The sequence below is a fragment of the Streptomyces sp. NPDC048436 genome, assembly GCF_043200355.1.
Lineage (GTDB): Bacteria > Actinomycetota > Actinomycetes > Streptomycetales > Streptomycetaceae > Streptomyces.
This window is the reverse complement of record NZ_JBICXP010000012.1, coordinates 181,116-204,459: the sequence shown is the minus strand read 5'-3', so window position 1 is coordinate 204,459 and position 23,344 is coordinate 181,116. Positions and strand designations below refer to the sequence as shown.

Genomic DNA, 23,344 nt, shown 5'->3' with positions numbered 1-23,344 from the left:
GTGGCGGAAGAGGGGTGAGACGCAGGGGGCGCCACGCGTCAGTGGTGCAGGATCTTCGACAGGAAGTCCTTGGCCCGGTCGCTGCGCGGGTTGCTGAAGAACTGGTCCGGTACGGCCTCTTCGACGATGCGGCCGTCCGCCATGAAGACGACGCGGTTGGCCGCGGACCGGGCGAAGCCCATCTCGTGGGTGACCACGACCATGGTCATGCCGTCACGCGCGAGCTGCTGCATGACCTCCAGGACCTCATTGATCATCTCCGGGTCGAGCGCCGACGTGGGCTCGTCGAAGAGCATGACCTTCGGGTCCATGGCCAACGCGCGGGCGATCGCGACGCGTTGCTGCTGGCCACCGGAGAGCTGCGCGGGGTACTTGTCGGCCTGCGAGGCGACACCCACGCGGTCCAGGAGGCCGCGTGCCTTTGTCTCTGCTTCCGCCTTGGACGTCTTGCGCACCTTGATCTGGCCCAGCATCACGTTCTCGAGCACGGTCTTGTGCGCGAAGAGGTTGAACGACTGGAAGACCATGCCCACGTCCGCACGGAGACGGGCGAGCTCCTTGCCCTCCTGGGGCAGTGGCTTGCCGTCGATCGAGATGTCTCCCGACTCGACCGTCTCCAGACGGTTGATGGCGCGGCACAGCGTCGACTTGCCCGACCCGGAGGGGCCGATCACGACGACGACCTCGCCGCGGGTGATGGTCAGGTCGATGTCCTGGAGGACGTGCAGAGCGCCGAAGTGCTTGTTGACGTTCTTCAGCACGACCAGGTCGTCCGCCCCGGGCGGTATGGCGTCCTTGGTCACCGAAACTTCGGTCACGGGTTGTTGCTCCATCCTCCTCGGTTGGGAGGACAGTAATAACCCGGTGCGACCAGCGTCATTACATCTGAGGGGAAATTGAGCATAACGATCCGGCCGCAACCGGACACTCCATGTGAAGACGGCACCCTGCGCGCGTACCGGCTACATAACGGAACGTGCCCGTAACCCGAACCCTCTTGACGCGGTCCTTATCTATCGGCGTGGATGCCTTGGTGCCTGTGCACGCGCGCATACCGGCCATCGGCGAGCGCGAACGGAACGACCGATGAACCGGAGGGGGCCCGCATGAGACTGCTCCTCGTCGAGGACGACGATCACGTGGCCGCCGCCCTGTCCGCGGTCCTGGCCAGGCACGGCTTCCACGTCGTGCACGCGCGCAGCGGCGAGGAAGCGCTGCAGGCCCTCCTGCCCGGCGAAACGGCACCCTTCGGAGTCGTACTCCTGGATCTGGGGCTGCCCGACCAGGACGGCTACGAAGTGTGCGGAAAGATCCGCAAGCGCGGGTCGATCCCGGTGATCATGGTGACCGCGCGTGCCGACGTACGCTCCCGGATCCACGGTCTGAACCTCGGGGCCGACGACTACGTAGTGAAGCCGTACGACACCGGGGAGCTGATCGCCCGCATCCACGCGGTCATCCGCCGCCCCCCGTCCGGCGCAGCGGCCGGGCCCGCCGACAGCGAACTGCGCCTCGGTTCCGTACGCATCGAACTGCCCACCCGCCAGGTCAGCGTGGAGGGTTCGACAGTCCAACTGACCCGCAAGGAGTTCGACCTGCTCGCTCTCCTCGCGCAGCGGCCCGGCGTGGTGTTCCGCCGGGAGCAGATCATCAGTGAGGTGTGGCGCACCAGCTGGGAGGGGACCGGGCGCACCCTTGAGGTGCATGTCGCGTCCCTGCGCTCCAAGTTGCACATGCCGGCCCTCATCGAGACCGTACGAGGCGTGGGCTACCGGCTCGTCGCCCCGGCCGCGTAGCGAGTAGCGAGGTCAGGTGCGCTCTCGCCTCCTCCCGCTGCTCATCGTCCTCATGGCGGGTGTGCTGCTCGCGCTCGGCTTCCCGCTCGCGGTGAGTGTGGCGGCGGCCCAGCAGCAGAAGGTGGTCGTCGACCGGATCGACGACACGGCGCGCTTCGCGGCGCTCGCGCAGTTCGTCACGAAACGTCCCACGGGGTCGCGTCTGCGGGACAAGGACGAACGGCGCGAAACGCTCCAGACCGAACTCGACTACTACCACGAGGTGTACGGGATCAGGGCGGGCGTCTTCTTCCGGGACCGTGAGCCGATGGCTCACGCCCCCGGGAACTGGTACCTGCCCCATTCGGGCGGAGAGGTGCGCGCGGCTTTCGACGAGGCCCTCAGGTCCCGTGGGAGCCACGATCCGCGCCAGGTGTGGCCCTGGCAGCGCGGCCGGCTCGTCGTCGCCTCTCCGGTGATCAGGGACGGCGACGTCATCGCCGTCGTCGTCACCGACTCACCTACCGGGCGCATGCGTTCGAAGACGCTGCAGGGGTGGCTGCTCATCGGCGCCGGTGAGTCGGCGGCGATGCTCCTCGCCGTCGGCGCCGCGCTGCGGCTCACCGGCTGGGTGCTGCGTCCGGTGCGGGTACTGGACGCGACCACGCACGACATCGCCACCGGGCGCCTGAAGTCACGGGTGGCGGCCGCGGGCGGTCCGCCGGAACTCAGACGCCTGGCCCGGTCGTTCAACGAGATGGCCGACAACGTCGAGGACGTCCTCGAACAGCAGCGCGCCTTCGTCGCCGACGCCTCGCACCAGCTGCGCAACCCGCTCTCCGCCCTGCTGCTCCGCATCGAGCTGCTCGCCCTCGAACTGCCCGAGGGGAACGAGGAGATCGCCTCCGTACGCACCGAGGGCAAACGCCTGGCCCAAGTCCTCGACGACCTCCTCGGCCTCGCGCTCGCCGAGCACGCGGCGGCGGACCTGAGGCTGACCGACATCGGCGACCTCGCGGCCGAACGGGTCGGCGCCTGGCGCCCGTTCGCCGAGGAGCACGGGGTGCGGCTGACGGGCGCCTGCCCGGCGACCACCGGCTGGGCCGATCCGGTCGCGCTCTCCAGCGCCCTGGACGCGGTGATCGACAACGCCCTCAAGTTCACGCCCGAGGGCGAGGAGGTGCGCGTGGAGGTCTCCTGGAGCGGTGAAGTGACGACCGTAGTGATCACGGACGGCGGACCCGGCCTCACGGAGGACGAACTCGCCCGCATCGGGGACCGCTTCTGGCGCAGCAACCGCCATCAGAACGTGAAGGGTTCGGGCCTCGGCCTGTCCATCTCGCGGGCCCTGCTCACGGCGGGCGGCGGCTCCATCGCGTACGCACAGCACGAGCCGCACGGGCTGCGGGTGACGGTCAGCGTCCCGCGCCACGAGCCGGGGCACGCGGTCTGAGGGCTACGGCTTGACCGACTGGTAGTAGCGGCGTGCGCCCTCGTGCAGGGTGAGCGGGTCCGTGTAGAGCGCCGTCCGCAGGTCCACCAGCTGGGCCGCGTGCACCTGGTCACCGATGTGGTCGCGGCTGTCGATCACCGTGCGCGTCAGCCCCTCGGTCAGCTTCGCGTCCGCCCGGTCGGTGGTGACCAGGAGATTCGCCACCGCCAGGGTCGGCACGGAGGAGTTCTGCTGGGCGGCGGGATAGGCGTCGGCGGGCATCACCGCCGCCCGGTAGTAGCGGGAGGCGCCGCCCTGCTCGTGCAGGGCGTTCACGAGGTCGCCGAGCGGGACAAGGTCGATGTCGAGGTCCTTGGAGAGCTCCTGCACGGTGAGGGTCGGCAGGCCGCCCGACCAGAAGAAGGCGTCGATTTCGCCCTTTTTCAGGAGATCGGGCGCCGTGTCGATACCGGCGTCCACCGCCGTCAGGTCCTTGTCCTTGTCCGGATCGAGATCGGCGGCCCGGAGCACACGGTCCGCTATCAGCCGTACGCCCGAGCGCGGCTGCCCCACGGCCACCTTCTTGCCCCGCAGGTCCCGCGCCGTATCGATGTCCGACGAGCGCCGCACGACGAGCTGGACGTAGTCGTCGTACAGCCGTGCGCAGCCCCGCAGGCGGTCCGCGCCGGGGCGGCCCTCCAAGCGGTACTTCTCCACGGCGTCAGCGGCCGCGATGGTGAAATCGGCCTTCCCGGTGGCCACGCGTTCGACGTTCTGCTGCGAGCCCTGGCTGTTGAGCAGCTCCACGTCCACCTTGGGCATGTCATGGGAGACCGCGGTCCGAAGGAGCTTGCCGTACCGCTCGTACACCGCGTTCTTCACGCCCGTACTGAACGTCATCCGGCCCCCCGGAGAGTCGTCGCCCATCGGCACGAGCCACCACATCAGGAGCCCGAACGCCACGAGGGCGGCCGCCGCACCCTGGAGTGCGCGACGCCTGCTGATGGGGGGGAGTGCCTTGAGCATGCGCGCGATCCTGCCAGCCACTCACGGTGATGGCCAGGGCCGAGCTCGCGGCAGGGATACTTCCGCGACCGCCTACCCTTGTCACATGAGCAGCGGAGACCGGGGACAGGCAGTGGGCGTCAAAGGAACGTACGAGGTACGCACTTACGGGTGCCAGATGAACGTCCACGACTCCGAACGGCTCTCAGGGCTTTTGGAGGGCGCCGGCTACGAACGTGCCCCCGAAGGCTCGGACGGCGACGCCGACGTGGTGGTCTTCAACACGTGCGCCGTGCGGGAGAACGCCGACAACCGTCTGTACGGCAACCTCGGCCGCCTGGCGCCGATGAAGACCAAGCGGCCCGGCATGCAGATCGCCGTCGGCGGCTGCCTGGCCCAGAAGGACCGCGACACCATCGTCAAGAAGGCGCCCTGGGTCGACGTCGTCTTCGGTACGCACAACATCGGCAAGCTGCCGGTCCTCCTGGAGCGCGCCCGCGTCCAGGAAGAGGCGCAGGTCGAGATCGCCGAGTCGCTCGAAGCCTTCCCCTCGACGCTGCCCACGCGCCGCGAGAGCGCCTACGCGGCCTGGGTGTCCATCTCCGTGGGCTGCAACAACACCTGCACGTTCTGCATCGTGCCCGCCCTGCGCGGCAAGGAGAAGGACCGCAGGACGGGCGACATCCTCGCCGAGATCGAGACGCTCGTCGGTGAGGGCGTCTCCGAGATCACGCTGCTCGGGCAGAACGTGAACGCGTACGGCTCGGACATCGGCGACCGCGAGGCCTTCAGCAAGCTGCTTCGCGCCTGCGGGAAGATCGAGGGCCTGGAGCGCGTGCGCTTCACCTCCCCGCACCCGCGCGACTTCACGGACGACGTGATCGCCGCCATGGCCGAGACGCCGAACGTGATGCCGCAGCTGCACATGCCGCTCCAGTCCGGCTCCGACACCGTCCTCAAGGCGATGCGTCGCTCGTACCGCCAGGACCGCTTCCTGGGGATCATCGAGAAGGTCCGCGCCGCCATGCCCGAGGCCGCGATCACCACCGACATCATCGTCGGCTTCCCCGGGGAGACCGAGGAGGACTTCGAGCAGACGATGCACGTGGTCCGTGAGGCCCGCTTCGCCAACGCCTTCACCTTCCAGTACTCCAAGCGTCCCGGTACGCCGGCGGCGACCATGGAGGGGCAGATCCCCAAGGAGGTCGTGCAGGCGCGTTACATGCGTCTGTCCGCCCTCCAGGAGGAGATCGCCTGGGACGAGAACAAGAAGCAGATCGGCAGGACCCTGGACCTGATGGTGGCCGAGGGCGAGGGCCGCAAGGACGGTGCCACCCACCGGCTCTCCGGCCGCGCCCCCGACAACCGCCTGGTCCACTTCACCAAGCCGGACACCGAGGTCCGGCCCGGTGACGTCGTGACGGTCGAGATCACGTACGCGGCGCCGCACCACCTGCTCGCCGAGGGCGCCGTCCTCAACGTGCGCCCCACGCGCGCGGGCGACGCCTGGGAGAAGCGCAACACCGAAGAGGCGGCCAAGCCCGCCGGCGTGATGCTGGGGCTGCCGAGGGTGGGCGCTCCGGAGCCGCTGCCGGTGGCCGCGGGCAGCGGCTGCGGCTGCGACTGACCGGGATGGCTCGCTGGGCTCTGATGATGGAGAACCCGCCCGGCCCGGGAGCGTGGCATCTGTTCGAGCAGATGGCCACGGTCGACGGCACGCGCGAGGAGGCGGTGGAGCGGTTCGGGGAGTTCGTGCGCCTGTACCGCCCCAAGCACCCCAGGTATCCGGTACGGGTGCGGCGCTACCGCACGGGCGACGGCTGGATGGTGATCGGCGACGGCTCCTCCGGGGGCTCCTTCCCGTACCGCTTCTCGATCGTCGAGCTGGAGTGGGACTCGGGCCCGATCGCCTACTAGCCCGCGTTACGCTGCGGATCATGCTTGTCGCCGCAGCCGTCTGCCCCTGCCCGCCCCTGCTCGTGCCCGAGGTCGCCGCGGGCGCCGCCCCTGAGCTGGACGCCGCGCGCGCCGCGTGCACGGACGCTGTGGGGGTGCTCGCCGCCGCCCGGCCGGACCGGCTCGTCGTGGTCGGCCCGGCCGACCGGAGCGGGCGTGGCCGGCATCCGCAGGGCGCCAGGGGGTCCTTCCGCGGCTTCGGCGTGGATCTCGACGTGCGGCTGGGACGATCCCCGGGTGACGCAGCGGAGGACGGGCTTCCGCCGTCGCTCGCTGTCGCCGCCTGGCTGCTCGACCGTACGGAGTGGTCGGCCTCCCCGCTGGAAGGGCTCGGCGTGGGTGAACCTCTGGCCGCCGAGCGGTGTATCGAGGTCGGAGGGGAGATCGCGGGGGCTGCCGACCGGGTGGCCCTGCTGGTGATGGGCGACGCCAGCGCGTGCCGCACGCTGAAGGCGCCGGGGTATTTCGACGAGCGGGCGGCGGCGTTCGACGCGGAGGCCGCCCGGGCGCTGGGCGCGGCGGACGTCGGGGCGCTCATGGCGCTGGACGAGGATCTGGCGTACGAACTGAAGGCGGCGGGCCGGGCGCCCTGGCAGGTGCTCGCGGGCGCGGCCGAGGGTGCGGGCCTGAGCGGCGAACTGCTCTACGAGGACGCGCCGTACGGCGTCGGGTACCTGGTGGCTGCCTGGTCGTAGGCCCCATCCGGGCCCCATCCGGGCCTCGCCCGGTCCTGGCGACCGCGACCCCCGCCGATCCCCGCCGGCGCACGGCGACGGCCGTGGAGCTGGTGGCGCTCCACGGCCGTTCGCCGGTGTCGTTCAGCGGTGGCGTGGCCGACTCAGCCGGTGGCCCCCGGCTCTGTCAGGCAGCCGGGTGGTTCAGGGAGCCGGAGGGGGCGTCGGAGGGGTGCTCGTGCCGCCCGTGTCCTTGCCCGCGTCGGAAGTCCCGGCGAGGCGGTCCATGGCGTCCTTCGCCTTGCCCGTGCCCGTCTGGATCTTGTCGCTGTACTTGCCCTTGGTCTTCTCGTCGACCACCTTCGCGGCCTTGTCGAGACCCTGGTCGATCTTGTCCCCGTGCTGCTGAGCGAGGTCCGAGACCTTGCTCTTGGCCGGGGCGAGCTTGGATTTCAAATTGTCCAGGAAGCCCATTGATTCACCTTCCCTCACTGGGAGAGTTACTTGCGGGCGCCTTCGTCGGCTTCGTTGTCGGCCGCCTTCTCCGCGGACTGCTGCTTGGGGATGTCCACGTTCTCCCCGTCGGCCGCCTCGGCGTCCGCCTGCTTGTCCTCGGCCTTGGCAGCGGCCTCGTCGTCGGACTTCGCGTCAGCGGAGGCCTCCGGCTCGGTCTTGGCGCCATCCTCGACGGAGGCTTCGGCGACGGCTTCGGTGGCGGATTCGGTCTTGGCCTCCGCCTTGTCGGCCCCGGCCTCGGGGGTCTCCTCGGCCGCTTCCGCCTCAACCGTCAGGGTGTCGCCCGCCGCCTCGGTTGTTGACGCCTCTTCCGCATCCTTCGACTTCCTGCGAAACCGTGCAAAAACGCCCATATCTACTCCATACGTTACTCGTGTGGGCGAAATCCCGCGCTGCCCGGTGCGCCCTGTTGCGCCTCCCGGGTCACCGGTCCGTGAAACCGGCGGCCGGAACCTCGCAACAGGCAACGACCCCGGACCTGTGGCGTCACGTAGCTCGTTCGGGGAGCGGGCCCGATGTTTGCGAGACTGGGGCGGTGAGTAGAGCAGCTCCCGCCCCGCGGGTCATCGCCGTCGTCGGTCCAACCGCGGCGGGAAAGTCCGATCTGGGTGTTTTCCTCGCCCAGCGCCTCGGCGGCGAGGTCGTCAACGCCGACTCCATGCAGCTCTACAGAGGGATGGACATCGGGACCGCCAAGCTGACGCTCGAAGAGCGCGACGGAGTACCGCACCACCTCCTCGACATCTGGGACGTCACGGAGGCGGCGAGCGTCGCGGAGTACCAGAAGCTGGCGCGTGCGGAGATCGACCGCCTCCTCGCCGAGGGGCGCTGGCCGATCCTGGTCGGCGGCTCCGGGCTCTACGTCAGGGGCGCCGTCGACCAGCTGGAGTTCCCCGGCACCGACCCCGCCGTACGGGCCCGCCTGGAGGGCGAGCTCGAAGCGCAGGGCCCCGGCGCGCTGCACGCCCGCCTCGCCGCCGCCGACCCTGACGCCGCGCGGGCCATCCTGCCCAGCAACGGCCGCCGCATCGTCCGGGCCCTTGAGGTCATCGAGATCACCGGCAAGCCCTTCACCGCCAACCTCCCCGGTCACGACTCCGTCTACGACACCGTCCAGATCGGCGTCGACGTCGCCCGCCCCGAGCTCGACGAACGCATCGCCATGCGCGTGGACCGCATGTGGGACGCGGGCCTCGTCGACGAGGTGCGCGCCTTGGAGGCCGAAGGGCTGCGCGAGGGGCGTACGGCGTCGCGCGCGCTCGGGTACCAGCAGGTGCTCGCGGCGCTCGCGGGGGAGTGCACCGACGCCGAGGCGCGTGCCGAGACCGTGCGCGCGACCAAGCGTTTCGCGCGCCGCCAGGACTCTTGGTTCCGGCGCGATCCCCGGGTGCACTGGCTCAGCGGCGCGACGGCCGATCGAGGGGAACTTCCTGGCCGGGCCCTGGCGTTGATCGAACGACCGGTCACAGCCTGATCACGTGATGGCATCGGGACGCTCAGGCGGTCATCCCGGCCCCTGACGCCGTGCCATCATCGACCATCGATCGACCAGTGGAGTCCGAAGCGGGAGGGCGGATGGCGATGGAGGCCGGCCCTCGTGACACCGCGCATGACGGCGGCGAGCTGACCCCGGACGGCCCTGACGGGGCGCCGGACGGCATGGCCGACGACGGTCCCGGCGTGGACGGCATGGCCGCCGCCGAGGTCGAGGTCGAACTGCGCCCGCAGCGCCGTCTGCGCATCTGGCAGCTCGCACCGATCGTCATCCTCGCCGCCGCTGGATCGCTGATGTTCGCCTTCCCGCTGGCCTTCGAGTTCGGTGACGGCGGCGCCGTCGTCGCCATGCTCGGACTCCTGATCAGCTGCTGCGCCGCGGGCTGGGGCATGATGGCCGCGCGCCGCGTGGGGCACACCTGGCCGGGGCTGCCGGAGCGCGGTTCCGGACGCCGCCCGGACTGGCGGATCGTCTTGGCGTACGCCGTCGTGTTCCTGGCCGTCGCGGTCCTCGCGGTGTGGCGCGTAGCCCGACTTCGCTGACCACGTCGTACGAGGTCAGAGCCCCGGCGGGCACCGTCGCGACGGACTGTCGTAGCTACCCCGTACGATCGAGGAATGAGCACGCGGATCGCCTTCCTCAAGGGGCACGGGACCGAGAACGACTTCGTGATCGTTCCCGACCCCGACAACGCCATCGAGCTGCCCGCGGCCGCCGTCGCCGCGCTGTGCGACCGCCGTGCGGGCATCGGGGGCGACGGTCTGCTGCATGTCGTACGGTCCGCGGCGCACCCCGAGGCGCGCCATCTGGCCGACGAGGCCGAGTGGTTCATGGACTACCGCAACGGCGACGGTTCGATCGCCGAGATGTGCGGCAATGGAGTGCGCGTCTTCGCCCGCTATCTGCAGCGTGCAGGCCTGGCCGGCGAGGGTGATCTGGCCGTCGCGACCCGCGGTGGCGTGAAGACCGTGCACATCGCCAAGGCCGCCGCCGGCGGGGACATCACCGTCGGCATGGGCAAGGCGCTCCTCCCCGAAGGGGACGTCACCGTCTCCGTGGCCGACCGCCACTGGCCCGCGCGCAACGTGAACGTGGGCAATCCGCACGCGGTCGCCTTCGTCGACGACCTGGCCGACGCGGGCACTCTCTACGACCCGCCGCCGTTCAGCCCCGCTTCGGCCTACCCGGACGGCGTGAACGTCGAGTTCGTCGTCGACCGTGGCCCGCGTCACGTCGCCATGCGCGTGCACGAGCGCGGCTCGGGCGAGACCCGCTCGTGCGGCACGGGGGCGTGCGCCGTGGCCGTGGCGGCGGCGCGCAGGGACGGGGCGGACCCCGCGGCGACCGGTTCGCCGGTCGCGTACACCGTCGATCTGCCTGGTGGGCGCCTGGTCATCACCGAGCGGCCCGACGGCGAGATCGAGATGACGGGTCCCGCGGTGATCGTCGCCGAAGGCGAGATCGACGCGGAATGGCTCGAAACTGTAAACCCGTGAACTGTCGCTCGAATGGGTGATCCGTTTCACGCTCGGCGAGAGGCGGTCAGCGGCGCGTGATGGGCTCGGTAGCATCAAGCACCGGCCCGGACGGAGCACGCCGCCGTCCGCTCACCGCCGGTTTGAGCAGCCGGAGGTGCCCATGAGTGCGGAGGCCACAAACCCCGCGATGCCTGGTCCCGTGACGCCCGCGGTGCAGCGCAGGCGCGGCCTTCCACGGCTTGACCTGCGCAGGCTCGGCCGGGCGGCCCTCCTTGGCCCCGCCACCCGGGACCGCCTGCCGGACGCGATCGGCCATGTGGCGGAAGCCCATCGGGCCCACTATCCGGACGCGGACCTGGAGCCGCTGCGCCGCGCCTGGGTGCTCGCGGAGTCCTCCCACCGCGGCCAGATGCGCAAAAGCGGTGAGCCGTACATCACACATCCGCTCGCCGTCACCCTGATCCTCGCCCAACTGGGCGCCGAGACCACGACCTTGACCGCGTCCCTGCTCCACGACACCGTCGAGGACACGGACGTGACGCTCGATCAGGTGCGTACGGAGTTCGGCGACGACGTCTGCTATCTCGTCGACGGCGTCACAAAACTGGAAAAGGTCGATTACGGAGCGGCCGCGGAGCCGGAGACCTTCCGCAAGATGCTGGTGGCCACGGGCAACGACGTACGCGTCATGTCGATCAAGCTGGCCGACCGCCTGCACAACATGCGCACTCTCGGTGTCATGCGCCCCGAGAAACAGGCGCGGATCGCCAAGGTCACCCGGGACGTACTGATCCCGCTCGCCGAACGCCTCGGAGTGCAGGCACTCAAGACCGAGCTGGAGGACCTCGTCTTCGCGATCCTCCACCCGGAGGAGTACTCCCAGGTCCAGGAGCTGATCGCGGCCAACGCCGTCAACGGCGGCGACCCCCTGGAGCACACCGCCGACGACGTCCGCGCGGTGCTCCGTGACGCGGGCATCGCGGCGGAAGTCCTCATCAGGCCGCGGCACTTCGTATCGGTCCACCGGGTGCACCGCAAACGCGGCGAGATGCGCGCGGCGGACTTCGGACGGCTGCTGGTCCTCGTGAACGAGGACGCGGACTGTTACGGCGTACTCGGCGAACTGCACACGTGTTTCACGCCGGTGGTCTCGGAGTTCAAGGACTTCATCGCCGTTCCGAAGTTCAACCTCTACCAGTCGCTGCACACGGCCGTGGCCCGTCCGGACGGAGAGGTCGCCGAAGTCCTCATCCGTACGCACCAGATGCACAAGGTGGCCGAGGCCGGCGTCGTCGCCCTGCCCAATCCGTACGCTCCTCCTTCGGAGGAGCAGTCCGACACTGCCGACGAGGGTGAGCGCGCCGACCCGACCCGGCCCGGCTGGCTCTCCCGCCTGCTCGACTGGCAGGAAGCGGCCCCCGACCCGGACACGTTCTGGTCCACGCTCCGCGAAGACCTCGCCCAGGACCGGGAGATCGCCGTCTTCCGCCCCGACGGCGGCACGCTCGGACTGCCCGCGGGCGCCAGCTGCGTGGACGCCGCGTACGCGCAGTACGGCGAGGACGCCCACGCCTGTATCGGCGCACGCGTCAACGGACGCCTCGCGACGCTGAGCACGGTGCTGCGGGACGGCGACACGGTCCAGCTGCTCATGGGCCAGGACGCGGCGGCAGGGCCCTCCCGCGAGTGGCTCGACCACGCGCGGACGCCCGGCGCGCGGATCGCCATCCGGCGCTGGCTCACGACGCACCCCGCGCCCGCCCCTGCCCCTGCCGTCTCGACCCCCCAGAAGCCGGAGAAGACCGTCCAGGCCTCGGACTTCCCGCGCCCCGCCGCGGCGAACGCCGTCGTGGACAGGGAAGGCGCGAGCGTCCGGCTGGCGGGCTGCTGTACGCCCGTGCCGCCGGACGAGGTGACCGCCTTCGCGGTGCGCGGCGGCGTCGTCACCGTCCACCGCGTCGAGTGCCCCGCGGTCGAACGCATGAAGGAAGTGGGGCGCGCGGAGGTCGGAGTGCGCTGGGGGGACAGCGCGGAGTGCCGCGTCACGCTGATCGCCGAGTCGTTCGGGCGGGCGCATCTGCTGGCCGACCTCACCGAAGCCATCGCCCTGGAAGGGGTCGAGGTCATGTCGGCGACCGTCGAGCCGCCGAGCCAGCAGCGCGTGCGTCACACGTACACCCTGCAACTCCCGGACGCGGCGCGCCTGCCGGGGCTGATGCGCGCGATGCGTGCGGTGCCCGGCGTGTACGACGTCAGCCGCGCCCAGCACCCGGCGGCGGCGACTTCGTAGTGGCCTGTCCGGGGTTGTCGACTTCTCCGTAGTGGCCCACCCGGAGCCGTCGACGGCGTGTCGACCGCCCCCGCCGGCGACTCGTTCGAGTGGTGTGACGCGCGCCGACACCGGCGTGGAAGGCCCGCGCTGATAGCGGTAGTTCATGCTGCTCACCCCTCGGGTCAAGGCCTCGCGGCCGAAGACTCAGACTCTCCGCATCGCGACCGCGCTCCTGGCCGCGGCCACCTCCGCCACTCTCCTCGCCGCGAGCGCGCCCTCACCGGCCAAGCCGCTCGGCATCGGCGACCGGCTCTTCCCGCACCTGGGCAACCCGGGCTACGACGTCAACTCGTACGACATCGACTTGACCTATCGCGGCGACAACAAGAAGCCGCTCGACGCCGTGACGGAGATCGACGCCCGCACGACGTCCGCGCTGGAGCGGATCAACCTCGACTTCGCCCACGGCAAGGTCCGCTCCGTCGACGTCAACGGCGAGTCCGCCCGCTTCGAATCCACCGGTGAGGACCTGGTCGTCACGCCCCCACGGCCGCTGAACCAGGGCGAACCGATGCGGATCACGGTCCGGCACACCAGCGATCCCGCGCCCGCGAAGGACCAGGAGGGCGGCTGGCTGCCCACCGGCGACGGGCTCGCCATGGCCAACCAGGCCGATGCCGGGCACCGCGTGTTCCCGTGCAACGACCACCCCGCCGACAAGGCGATGTTCACGTTCCACGTCACCGCGCCCAACGGCCTCACCGCCGTCGCCAACGGCGTTCGCGTCGCCACCGCGCGGACCGGCTCCACCACCACCTGGTCCTATCAGACCCTTCACCCCATGGCGACGGAACTGGCGCAGGTGTCCATCGGCCGCTCCTCCGTGGTGCGCCGCTCCGGGCCGAACGGGCTTCCCGTACGCGATGTGGTGCCCACCAAGGACCGCAAGAAGCTGGAGCGATGGCTGAAGAGGACGCCCGGCCAGATCGGCTGGATGGAGGGGAAGGTCGGCCGCTACCCGTTCGAGACGTACGGCGTGCTGATCGCGCAGGCGCGGACCGGGTTCGAACTCGAGACGCAGACCCTCTCGCTCTTCGAGAGGGAACTGTTCACGCGGCCCGAGTTCCCCGAGTGGTACGTGGACTCGATCATGGTGCACGAGCTGGCGCACCAGTGGTTCGGCGACAGCGTGAGCCCGAACTCCTGGTCCGACGTCTGGCTCAACGAAGGACACGCCACCTGGTACGAGGCACTCTTCGCGGAGGAGAAGGCGAAGAAGCCCCTCAAGAAGCGGATGCGTGAGGCCTACCGGCAGTCGGACGGCTGGCGCGCCGCGGGCGGGCCGCCCGCCGCACCGAAGGAGCCCGCGCCGGGACAGAAGATCAGCCTCTTCCGACCGGTGGTGTACGACGGCAGCGCACTGGTCCTCTACGCGCTGCGCCAGGAGATCGGGCAGCGGAACTTCGAACGCCTGGAGCGGGACTGGGTGCGCACCTACCGTGACGGGAACGCCACGACCGCGGACTTCGTGCGCCTCGCCTCGTCGACCGCGGGCCGTGACCTGGGCGGATTCTTCGAAGACTGGCTGTACGCCAAGAAGACGCCGCCGATGCCCGGGCATCCGGACTGGCGTAAGGCCCCACCCGCCGGGAAATAACCTACGTGACGAGACGGGCCGTTCCGTGCAACCATCTTCAGGTCGGCGCAACCGCCGGTCCGGGGAATCTCGGGGCGGCCCCGTGCGTTGAGCACTATGACGAATCCCATCGACGTTAAGGATCCAATGACCTCCTCTTCTTCCTCTTCCCAGGACGCGCAGAGCCTCGCGCAGAACTACCCCGAAGGTCTTCGGGCCGATGCCCTGATGGAAGAGGACGTCGCCTGGAGCCACGGACACGACGGAGAGCGGGACGGCGACCAGTTCGACCGCTCCGAGCGCGCGGCCCTGCGCCGCGTCGCGGGCCTCTCCACCGAGCTCGAGGACGTCACCGAAGTCGAGTACCGCCAGCTCCGTCTGGAGCGCGTGGTGCTCGTCGGCGTGTGGACCTCGGGCACCGTGCAGGACGCGGAGAACTCGGTCGCCGAGCTGGCCGCACTCGCCGAGACGGCGGGCGCGCTGGTGCTCGACGGCGTCATCCAGCGCCGTGACAAGCCCGACCCGGCCACGTACATCGGATCCGGCAAGGCCCAGGAGCTGCGCGACATCGTCCTGGAGACCGGGGCCGACACCGTCGTCTGTGACGGTGAGCTCAGCCCCGGCCAGCTGATCCACCTCGAAGACGTCGTCAAGGTCAAGGTGGTCGACCGGACCGCCCTGATCCTCGACATCTTCGCCCAGCACGCCAAGTCCCGAGAGGGCAAGGCGCAGGTCGCCCTTGCCCAGATGCAGTACATGCTCCCGCGCCTTCGCGGCTGGGGTCAGTCGCTCTCCCGTCAGATGGGCGGCGGCGGATCCAGCGGTGGCGGCGGCATGGCGACCCGTGGTCCCGGTGAGACCAAGATCGAGACGGACCGCCGTCGGATCCGCGAGAAGATGGCGAAGATGCGCCGGGAGATCGCGGACATGAAGACGGGCCGCGAGATCAAGCGCCAGGAGCGCAAGCGCAACAAGGTGCCTTCGGTCGCGATCGCCGGTTACACGAACGCGGGCAAGTCCTCCCTGCTCAACCGCCTCACGGGCGCGGGCGTCCTGGTGGAGAACTCGCTGTTCGCCACCCTCGACCCGACCGTGCGCCGGGCCGAGACGCCGAGCGGCCGGATCTACACCCTGGCCGACACCGTCGGGTTCGTACGGCATCTGCCGCACCACCTCGTCGAGGCGTTCCGCTCCACGATGGAGGAGGTCGGCGAGTCCGACCTGATCCTGCACGTGGTGGACGGTGCGCACCCGGTGCCGGAGGAGCAGCTGGCCGCCGTGCGTGAGGTGATCCGCGATGTGGGCGCGACCGACGTGCCCGAGATCGTGATCGTCAACAAGGCGGACGCGGCCGACCCGCTGGTCCTCCAGCGGCTGCTGCGCAACGAGAAGCACGCGATCGCTGTCTCCGCGCGCACGGGCGCCGGCATCGAAGAGCTGCTCGCGCTCATCGACGCCGAACTGCCGCGGCCCGAGGTCGAGATCGAGGCCCTCGTGCCGTACACGCAGGGCCAGCTCATCTCGCGCGCACATGCCGAGGGCGAGGTGCTCTCCGAGGAGCACACCGGCGAAGGCACGTTGCTCAAGGCGAAGGTGCACCCGGAACTGGCGGCGGATCTCGCGCCGTACGTCCCGGTCGCGGGCTGAGGAAAGCCCGGGGCTCGCGTAGCGCGAGCGCACAGAGCGAGCGCACAGAGCGAAGCGAAGGCCCGCCCCCTCTCGTAGGGGGGCGGGCCTTCGCCGTGTCACGCTCAGAAGCTCCTGGCTCAGGGGAGCGGTTACTGCGAGCCGTACTTCTTGCTCATCATGTCGTAGACCTGCTCGGCACCCTTGCCCAGCTGCGGGCCTGCCAGCCAGGTGTTTTCGGCCGGGCCGATCGAGGTGTTCGAGACCAGCCGGGTCTTGTCACCCACCATCCGGAACCAGCCGCCGCCGGACGAACCGCCGGTCATGGTGCAGCCGATGCGGTACATCGTCGGCTGGGCGGAGGTCAGCGAGAGACGGCCCGGCTTGTCGATGCACTTGTGCATGATCTGGCCGTCGTACGGCGGGGCGGCGGGGTAGCCCCAGGCGCCCATCGAGCTGACGCTCTGCGTCGACGGAGTCGAGAAGTCGACGTCCAGCGCGTTGCCCACCGTCTCCTCGAGCGACTTGGCGCCCTGCTTCGGCTTCACGTGCATCACGGCGTAGTCGTACGGGGCACCGGCACCGCCCGACGCGGCGCCCTGGTCGATCCACTCGGCGGAGGTCGAGACCCAGTCGGCCCAGTACTGGCCGTAGGGGGCGACTTCCTGCGGGGCGGCGTTGCTCAGCTCGGCCTCGGACTTGCCGAGGTCGTTGTACGCCGGCACGAAGGTGATGTTGCGGTACCAGCCACCGGCGGAACCGGCGTGCACGCAGTGGCCCGCGGTCCACACGAGGTTGGACTTGCCCGGGTTGCGCGGGTCCGTGACGACCGTGCCGGAGCAGACCATCGAGCCCTCGGGGGAGTCGAAGAAGATCTTCCCGACCGGGGCGGCGTTCTCGTGGTACGGCGTCTTCTCGCGCTTGGCCTGGACCGGCGAAGGCTCGGGGTCGGTCGCGCCCTGGTCGGAGGGTGCGTCCTTCGCGGCGATCGTCTTGTTCGGGTCCTTGGCCTTCTTCATCCGCTCGGGCTTCCACAGCCCGTCGATGACCGGGTTGACGAAGTCCTTGGACTCGCGCAGCCAGTCGTCCTTGTCCCAGTTCTTCCAGGCACCGTCCTTCCACTTGTCCGGGTCGATGCCGTGCTTCTTGAGCTTGTCGGCGATGTCGCCGGGCAGCTTGGCGTCGGATCCGGTGTCGGTGTCGGAACCCTTGTCCGTGCCCTGGGAAGTGCCGGAGTCCGGCTTGTCACTGGCCTTGTCGTCGCTGGGGCCGCAGGCCGTGGCGGTGAGTGCCAGAGTCGCGGCGAGTCCGGTGGCGGCGAGTGCGATACGCCGTCCGCGACTGCGCGCGAAAGGCGCACGAGTGGAACGCATGGTGCTGTAAACCCCCGTGTAGAACGTGTAGTTGCTGTACTGGCCAAGCAATTGCCATGTACGTGTCATGTGCGGGCGTGGGAACTCCGAAAGCTCCCCGCCGAGGCAACACCCCACTATGCCTGTGTGTTTGGGGACGAATGACGGCGGGGTCGTGAAGATTTCCGGCGCCCCCGCCGTCGTACGCAACGTGCTTACTGGCCCGCGAAGTTACTGGCCTGCGAAGTTACTGGCCTGCGAACTTCTTGCTGACCGAGCCGTAGACGCCCTTGGCTTCCTTGCCCAGACGCGGGCCGGCCAGCCAGCCGGCGGTCACCGGGCCGATGGAGGTGTTGGACACCAGGGCGGGCTTGCCGTCCGCGCCCTCGGCGACCCAGCCGCCGCCGGACGAACCACCGGTCATCGTGCAGCCGACGCGGTACATCGTCGGGTCGGGCTTGCTGATCGAGAGGCGGCCCGGCTTGTCGGCGCACTGGAACGCCTTCTGGCCGTCGAACGGGGGAGCGGCCGGGTAGCCGGTCGCCGTCATGTCGGCGATCTGCGGCACGGCCGGGGCGTTGAAGTCCACCGGAAGCGCCGAGCCGACCTGCTCCTCGAGGGACTGGCCCTCGCTGCCCTTCTCGGGCGTCACGTGGATGACCGCGAAGTCGTACGGCGCGCCCTTGCCGCCCGTCGGGCCGCCCTGCTCGATCCACTGGTCGGAGGTCTGCGCCCAGTCGCCCCACCAGACGCCGTGCGGAGCCACTTCCTCCTTGGGGGCGTTCTTCAGCTCGGCGGCCGACTTGCCGCTGTTGTTGTACGAGGGCACGAAGGCGATGTTGCGGTACCAGCCGCCATCGGCGCCCGCGTGCACGCAGTGGCCCGCCGTCCACACCATGTTGGACTTGCCAGGGTGGGCCGGGTCCTTGACAACCGTGGCGGAGCAGACCATCGAGCCTTCGGGGCCGTCGAAGAACAGCTTGCCCGACTCGGGAACGCTGGCGTCGTACGGCGTCTTCACGGCCGCCGCTTCCACCGGCGCGGGAGTCGGGTCCGTCACGCCCTGGTCCCCGGAGATGTCGTTGTCGTCGACGCCGCGGTCGGGGTTCTTGTCCGCGTCCCGCATGCGGTCCGAGTCCCACAGACCGTCGATGATCGGGTTGACGTAGTCGCCGGCCTCGCGCAGCCAGTCGTCCTTGTCCCAGTTCTTCCAGGCCCCGTCCCGCCACTTGTCCAGGTCGATGCCGTGCTCCTTGAGCCGGTCCTGGATGTCGTCGGGGATCTTGACGTCGTCGTTGCCGCCGTCGCCGTCATTGCCGTCGTCGGCGGGCTGGGACGCGGACGGCTCATCGCCCGCGTTGTCCTCGCTGGGTCCGCAGGCCGTCGCGGTCAGAACGAGCGCCGCGCCGATGGCGACGGCGGCCGCCACGGGGGAGGTCCTGCCGCGCACGCTCCTCCCACGACGGGCGGTGTTGAGCGGGCGTATGGGTCGCATAGAGAGATTCCCCCTGGGCTTCGAGATCGTTCCACGTGCCGGACATCGCGCGGCGCGGGGCGTGTCGCGCGCCCCGTACTGCTGCGGCGCTGCACACCACGGTCGGATGAACGGCACCTCACACTATGCCGGTGCCGTAGGGGACTGCCGACGGAACGGCAACGGTTCCGTCACGGCAAGGATCTTCTGGTTACCCGTGATCCCCCGCAGCCCCCGTCGTTGGTACGTACGGGGGACTGGCGGTCTGTGTTCATCTCCCCTGCCAACTCGTCGGCGCGCTCGCCCAGATCGAGTGGGAAGCGCCCATTCCCAGCGGGAGGACCAACAGTCGTGGCCGTGACCGAGCCGGCGCCCGCGGCGCTTTCCACGGAACCCTCCGCAGCACACGAGGGGATCCTGCGACGCCAGTCGGCGCGCGAGTCGGCGGCGCGCACCTATGCGCGCGCCCTGCCGATCGTGCCGGTGCGGGCGCGCGGACTGACGATCGAGGGCGCCGACGGGCGGCGCTACCTCGACTGCCTCTCGGGCGCGGGGACCCTCGCTCTGGGGCACAACCACCCCGTGGTGCTGGAGGCCATCAGAAAGGTCCTCGACTCGGGGGCGCCCCTGCACGTCCTCGACCTGGCCACGCCGGTCAAGGACGCCTTCACCACGGAGCTGTTCCGCACGCTGCCCCGCGGGCTCGCGGACCGCGGGCGGATCCAGTTCTGCGGTCCGGCAGGCACGGACGCGGTGGAGGCCGCGCTCAAACTCGTCCGTACGGCGACCGGGCGCGACGGCATGTTGGCCTTCACCGGCGCCTACCACGGGATGACGTCGGGGGCGCTCGAAGCATCCGGCGGCGCGACCGACGTACGCGTCGCGCGGCTGCCCTACCCGCAGGACTACCGCTGCCCCTTCGGGATCGGCGGCGCGGACGGCGCCGAACTCGCGGCCCGCTGGACCGAAAGCCTCCTGGACGACACGAAGTCGGGCGTACCGCATCCGGCCGGGATGATCCTCGAACCGGTGCAGGGCGAAGGCGGCGTGATCCCCGCCCCCGACGACTGGCTGCGCCGGATGCGCGAGATCACCGAGGCCCGCGCCATCCCGCTCATCGCGGACGAGGTCCAGACCGGCGTCGGACGCACCGGTGCCTTCTGGGCCGTCGAGCACAGCGGCGTGGTGCCCGATGTGATGGTGCTCTCCAAGGCCATCGGCGGCAGCCTGCCGCTGGCCGTGGTGGTCTACCGCGACGACCTCGACGTCTGGCAGCCCGGCGCCCACGCGGGCACCTTCCGCGGCAACCAACTCGCCATGGCGGCGGGCGCGGCCACCCTCGCGTACGTCCGTGAGAACGGCCTCGCGGAACGCGCGCGAGTCCTGGGCGACCACATGCTCAGCCGACTGCGGGACCTGGCCGCCGGGCATCCCTGCATCGGTGATGTCCGGGGGAGGGGCTTGATGATCGGCGTCGAACTCGTGGACCCGGCTGCGGAGCTGCCTGTGTCCGCAGTGCCCGTCGAGCCCGTGGGACTTCTTGGCCGCCGGGTCCGGCCGCTTCCCCCGGCGCCCGAACTTGCCGCCGCGGTGCAGCGGGAGTGCCTGCGCCGCGGACTCATCGTCGAACTCGGCGGACGCCACTCCAGCGTCGTACGCCTCCTTCCTCCTCTCACCATCACGGACGAGCAGGCGGCCGCGATCCTCGACCGTCTCGCCGACGCGCTCTCGGCGGCGGCGAGCCCGCGTCACGTATAGCCACGCAGGACTCAAGAGACACCGCACAACTCAAGAGACATCAGCGCAGCTCCAGCCCGTCGCCCCGGAGCCCGAACGACCCCACAAGGAAGCCTCTTGAACGCCACCCCCGCATCCGACGGCCCACCCCACCCGCACGCCCCAGGCGCGTGCGGCACGCAATCCTCGCTGGTGGTGGAGCCCGGTACGGTCCCCCGGCAGAAGGGAGGCCGGCAGGCCGAGCACCTGCGAGGCGCGACCTCCGACCTCCTCGAGCACCCGGATCCGCACACCGCCGCGCAGGTCGCCGCCATCGAGAACCTCCTGCGCTGCTGGGTACGCGAGAACGACTTCCCCGCCCCGGAGCACGGCGCCCTGCGTATTCCGCTCCCCGCCAGCGGCACCGCCCTCCTCGTGCCCGTGCACTACTGGTCGGCCACCGGCTGGCACCGTTTCGGCCTTCCGTACCTGGAAGACGGCCCCCAGAGCGCGCCACCGGCCGACGCCGTCACCGTCGCCGCCCTCCTGGGCCGCGAGACGGGCCGACAGAGCGGAACCGCCGCTTCAGATGGGCGCGTGGAGGGCGGGCACGTGGAGAGCCGGGAAGTGGAGGGCGGAGACCTCGTCGGCCGCGTCGCCGACTCCGTGCGGCGCACCGCCACCTTCATCGCCGACCGCCGGAACAACCCCGGCGACGAGCCGGACCTCTTCCTCGCCGCCGAGCAGTCCCTGCTCCTCGGCCACCCCCTGCACCCCACCCCGAAGAGCCGCGAGGGACTCTCCGACACCGAATCCCGGCTCTACTCACCGGAGTTGCGCGGCGCCTTCGCTCTGCACTGGCTCGCCGTGGACCCCTCCGTGCTCGCCGCGGACTCGGCCTGGACCGAACGTGGCCGCACCCTCCCGGCCGAACAGCTCATCGCCCGGCTCGCAGGCCCTGACCTGCCGCTGCCGGAAGGCCGAGCCGCCCTGCCCCTGCACCCGTGGCAGATCCGCGAGCTCAGGCACCGCCCCGCCACCGCCGCGCTCCTGGAAGCCGGACTTCTCCAGGACCTGGGCCCGCACGGAGCACCGTGGTACCCCACCTCCTCCGTACGCACCCTCTACCGATCCGGCGCCCCCGCCATGCTCAAGCTCTCGCTCGGCCTGCGCATCACCAACTCGCGGCGGGAGAACCTCCGTAAGGAACTCCACCGCGGCGTCGAGGTCCACCGGCTGCTCCGCAGCGGTCTCGCCAAGCAGTGGCAGGCGGCCCACCCCGGCTTCGACGTGATCCGCGACCCGGCCTGGCTCGCCGTGACCGGCCTCGACGGCGAGCCCGTGGCCGGCCTTGACGTCATGATCCGGCACAACCCCTTCGGCCCCGGCGACGACGCCACCTGCATCGCGGGACTCGTCTCACCCAGGCCGTCACCGCACTGCACGGGGCACGACCGCCCCCCGATGCGGTCCCGGCTCGGCGAGATCGTCACCCGCCTCGCCGGATGGACGGGCCGCCCACGGGGAGCGGTCGCCACGGAGTGGTTCCTGCGCTACCTGCAGAAAGTCGTACGCCCCGTGCTCTGGCTGGACAGTGCGGCAGGCGTCGCCCTGGAGGCCCACCAGCAGAACACGCTCCTGCTGCTGGACGCGGATGGGTGGCCCGTGGGCGGCCGGTACCGCGACAACCAGGGCTACTACTTCCGCGAGTCCCGCCGTGTCGAACTGGAGCAGCGGCTGCCGGGCATCGGTGAGCACAGCGACACGTTCGTCTCCGACGACGTGGCCGACGAGCGCTTCGCCTACTACCTCGGCATCAACAACGTCCTCGGCCTCATCGGTGCCCTCGGCGCCCAACACCTGGCCGACGAGAAGCTGTTGCTCGCCGCGTTCCGCCGCTTCCTCGGCGACACCGTCACCGGCCCGGGTGCCCTGCGCTCACCGCTGCCCCGACTGCTTCTGGACTCACCCGTGCTGCGATGCAAGGCCAACCTGCTGACCCGGCTGCGCGGGCTCGACGAGCTCGTGGGCCCGGTCGACACCCAGTCCGTCTACGTCACCATCGCCAACCCCCTGCATTCCTGAGGAACATGCCCCACCCTTTGTGAGAGGAGCGAGGCCGTGCCTCCCCCCGATGCGAGCACCGACGCGGGAACCGGGTCCGCCACCGAATCCGCCACCGACTCCGCCGGCGCCGACAGGACTGACGCCCAGGACACACTGGACCTGCGCCTTCCGGACGAACTCATCGCCCTGTTCGGCACGAGTGGTGGGCGCACGGCAGACCGCGTCGCGGCCTCATCGGCGGTCTCGTCGGCCGCCTCGTCGGCCGTTTCGTCAGCCGACGACCTCCTCGACAATGTCGCCGACTGGGGCCCCGCGACCACCTCTGCCGGTGTGTTCCAACTCGTCCCCGTGCGCGTGGAACGCGATCTCGCCCTCATCAGCCGGTGGATGAACGACCCCGCCGTGGCGGCCTTCTGGGAGCTGGCCGGCTCGGACGCCGTCACGGAGGCACATCTACGGGCCCAGATCGACGGCGACGGCCGCAGCGTGCCCTGCCTCGGCGTCCTGGAAGGCACGCCGATGAGTTACTGGGAGATCTACCGCGCGGACCTCGACACCTTGGCCCGCCACTACCCGGCCCGCCCGCACGACACCGGCCTTCACCTCCTCATCGGCGGTGTCGCCGACCGCGGCCGGGGGCTCGGCACCTCCTTGCTGAGAGCCGTCGCCGACCTTGTGCTCGACCACCGCGCGGCATGCGCACGCGTCATCGCAGAACCCGACTTGCGCAACACCCCCTCCGTCTCCGCGTTCCTGAGCGGTGGATTCCGCTTCGCCGCCGAGGTGGACCTGCCCGACAAGCGCGCGGCGCTCATGGTCCGTGACCGCGCCCTGCGCGCACTGCTCTGACCTGCTTACTCCCCATTTCCC

The 23,344-nt window shown here is 70.4% G+C and carries 20 protein-coding genes; 14 read left to right on the top strand and 6 right to left on the bottom strand.

The window, feature by feature from the left end:
• Positions 1-38: 38 nt before the first annotated feature.
• The gene (locus tag ACGFX9_RS32310) at positions 39-818 is read right to left on the bottom strand and encodes an amino acid ABC transporter ATP-binding protein (RefSeq protein WP_160507590.1); all 780 of its coding nucleotides are present in this window, start codon (positions 816-818) and stop codon (positions 39-41) included.
• 288 nt (positions 819-1,106) lie between these two features.
• Here ACGFX9_RS32310 and ACGFX9_RS32305 point away from each other — a divergent pair, with 288 nt between their 5' ends.
• Both ACGFX9_RS32305 and ACGFX9_RS32300 read left to right on the top strand, forming a co-directional pair.
• Positions 1,107-1,796, top strand: coding sequence for a response regulator transcription factor (locus ACGFX9_RS32305; protein WP_393481156.1), 690 nt, complete (start codon positions 1,107-1,109; stop codon positions 1,794-1,796).
• Positions 1,797-1,812: 16 nt separating this feature from the next.
• A complete protein-coding gene (locus tag ACGFX9_RS32300; protein WP_393481150.1) occupies positions 1,813-3,228 on the top strand; it encodes a sensor histidine kinase in 1,416 nt (471 codons plus the stop codon).
• Between the two features lie 3 nt (positions 3,229-3,231).
• On the opposite strand, the gene ACGFX9_RS32295 is transcribed toward ACGFX9_RS32300, so the two are convergent.
• Positions 3,232-4,233 (bottom strand): TAXI family TRAP transporter solute-binding subunit, encoded by a 1,002-nt coding sequence (locus tag ACGFX9_RS32295; protein WP_393481144.1) that lies wholly within the window; start codon positions 4,231-4,233, stop codon positions 3,232-3,234.
• A gap of 85 nt (positions 4,234-4,318) precedes the next feature.
• On the opposite strand from ACGFX9_RS32295, the gene miaB reads away from it, so the two are divergent.
• The 3 genes from miaB to ACGFX9_RS32280 are packed head-to-tail and all read left to right on the top strand — an operon-like array spanning position 4,319 to position 6,863.
• On the top strand, positions 4,319-5,839 hold the full coding sequence (miaB, locus tag ACGFX9_RS32290) for a tRNA (N6-isopentenyl adenosine(37)-C2)-methylthiotransferase MiaB (RefSeq protein ID WP_393481137.1): 1,521 nt from the start codon (positions 4,319-4,321) through the stop codon (positions 5,837-5,839).
• A gap of 5 nt (positions 5,840-5,844) precedes the next feature.
• The gene (locus ACGFX9_RS32285) at positions 5,845-6,129 is read left to right on the top strand and encodes a hypothetical protein (protein WP_393481130.1); all 285 of its coding nucleotides are present in this window, start codon (positions 5,845-5,847) and stop codon (positions 6,127-6,129) included.
• Positions 6,130-6,149: 20 nt separating this feature from the next.
• Positions 6,150-6,863, top strand: a complete 714-nt coding sequence (locus ACGFX9_RS32280; RefSeq protein WP_393481124.1) for a class III extradiol dioxygenase subunit B-like domain-containing protein — start codon at positions 6,150-6,152, stop codon at positions 6,861-6,863.
• 183 nt (positions 6,864-7,046) lie between these two features.
• Here the strand turns inward: ACGFX9_RS32280 and ACGFX9_RS32275 are convergent, their stop codons facing one another.
• Together ACGFX9_RS32275 and ACGFX9_RS32270 are read right to left on the bottom strand one after the other, a co-directional pair.
• Complete coding sequence (locus tag ACGFX9_RS32275; protein WP_393481118.1) at positions 7,047-7,316, bottom strand: antitoxin; 270 nt, start codon at positions 7,314-7,316, stop codon at positions 7,047-7,049.
• Positions 7,317-7,342: 26 nt separating this feature from the next.
• Entirely contained in the window at positions 7,343-7,711 is a 369-nt protein-coding gene (locus tag ACGFX9_RS32270; protein ID WP_393481112.1) for a hypothetical protein, read from the bottom strand.
• Between the two features lie 182 nt (positions 7,712-7,893).
• Between ACGFX9_RS32270 and miaA the strand changes: the two genes are divergently transcribed.
• The 6 genes from miaA to hflX all read left to right on the top strand — a co-directional run bounded on the left by miaA (position 7,894) and on the right by hflX (position 15,886).
• Positions 7,894-8,832 carry a tRNA (adenosine(37)-N6)-dimethylallyltransferase MiaA gene (miaA, locus tag ACGFX9_RS32265; protein WP_393481107.1) on the top strand — a complete coding sequence of 313 codons (939 nt, stop codon included), beginning with the start codon at positions 7,894-7,896 and terminating at the stop codon, positions 8,830-8,832.
• A 101-nt stretch (positions 8,833-8,933) separates the two neighbouring features.
• On the top strand, positions 8,934-9,395 hold the full coding sequence (locus tag ACGFX9_RS32260; protein ID WP_393481102.1) for a hypothetical protein: 462 nt from the start codon (positions 8,934-8,936) through the stop codon (positions 9,393-9,395).
• A gap of 75 nt (positions 9,396-9,470) precedes the next feature.
• Positions 9,471-10,349 carry a diaminopimelate epimerase gene (gene dapF / locus ACGFX9_RS32255; RefSeq protein WP_393481099.1) on the top strand — a complete coding sequence of 293 codons (879 nt, stop codon included), beginning with the start codon at positions 9,471-9,473 and terminating at the stop codon, positions 10,347-10,349.
• Between the two features lie 142 nt (positions 10,350-10,491).
• On the top strand, positions 10,492-12,621 hold the full coding sequence (locus tag ACGFX9_RS32250) for a RelA/SpoT family protein (RefSeq protein ID WP_393481095.1): 2,130 nt from the start codon (positions 10,492-10,494) through the stop codon (positions 12,619-12,621).
• A 145-nt stretch (positions 12,622-12,766) separates the two neighbouring features.
• Complete coding sequence (locus ACGFX9_RS32245; RefSeq protein ID WP_393481091.1) at positions 12,767-14,260, top strand: M1 family metallopeptidase; 1,494 nt, start codon at positions 12,767-12,769, stop codon at positions 14,258-14,260.
• A gap of 126 nt (positions 14,261-14,386) precedes the next feature.
• Positions 14,387-15,886 (top strand): GTPase HflX, encoded by a 1,500-nt coding sequence (gene hflX / locus ACGFX9_RS32240; protein WP_393481088.1) that lies wholly within the window; start codon positions 14,387-14,389, stop codon positions 15,884-15,886.
• A 131-nt stretch (positions 15,887-16,017) separates the two neighbouring features.
• Here the strand turns inward: hflX and ACGFX9_RS32235 are convergent, their stop codons facing one another.
• Together ACGFX9_RS32235 and ACGFX9_RS32230 are read right to left on the bottom strand one after the other, a co-directional pair.
• Positions 16,018-17,238 (bottom strand): trypsin-like serine peptidase, encoded by a 1,221-nt coding sequence (locus ACGFX9_RS32235; RefSeq protein WP_393481085.1) that lies wholly within the window; start codon positions 17,236-17,238, stop codon positions 16,018-16,020.
• A gap of 226 nt (positions 17,239-17,464) precedes the next feature.
• Entirely contained in the window at positions 17,465-18,712 is a 1,248-nt protein-coding gene (locus ACGFX9_RS32230; RefSeq protein ID WP_393481082.1) for a trypsin-like serine peptidase, read from the bottom strand.
• Positions 18,713-19,042: 330 nt separating this feature from the next.
• Between ACGFX9_RS32230 and ACGFX9_RS32225 the strand changes: the two genes are divergently transcribed.
• The 3 genes from ACGFX9_RS32225 (at position 19,043) to ACGFX9_RS32215 (ending at position 23,323) form a co-directional block, all read left to right on the top strand.
• Positions 19,043-20,449 carry a diaminobutyrate--2-oxoglutarate transaminase family protein gene (locus ACGFX9_RS32225; protein WP_393481079.1) on the top strand — a complete coding sequence of 469 codons (1,407 nt, stop codon included), beginning with the start codon at positions 19,043-19,045 and terminating at the stop codon, positions 20,447-20,449.
• Positions 20,450-20,545: 96 nt separating this feature from the next.
• Entirely contained in the window at positions 20,546-22,492 is a 1,947-nt protein-coding gene (locus ACGFX9_RS32220) for an IucA/IucC family protein (protein WP_393481075.1), read from the top strand.
• A gap of 36 nt (positions 22,493-22,528) precedes the next feature.
• Positions 22,529-23,323, top strand: a complete 795-nt coding sequence (locus ACGFX9_RS32215) for a GNAT family N-acetyltransferase (protein WP_393481069.1) — start codon at positions 22,529-22,531, stop codon at positions 23,321-23,323.
• Positions 23,324-23,344: the final 21 nt, after the last annotated feature.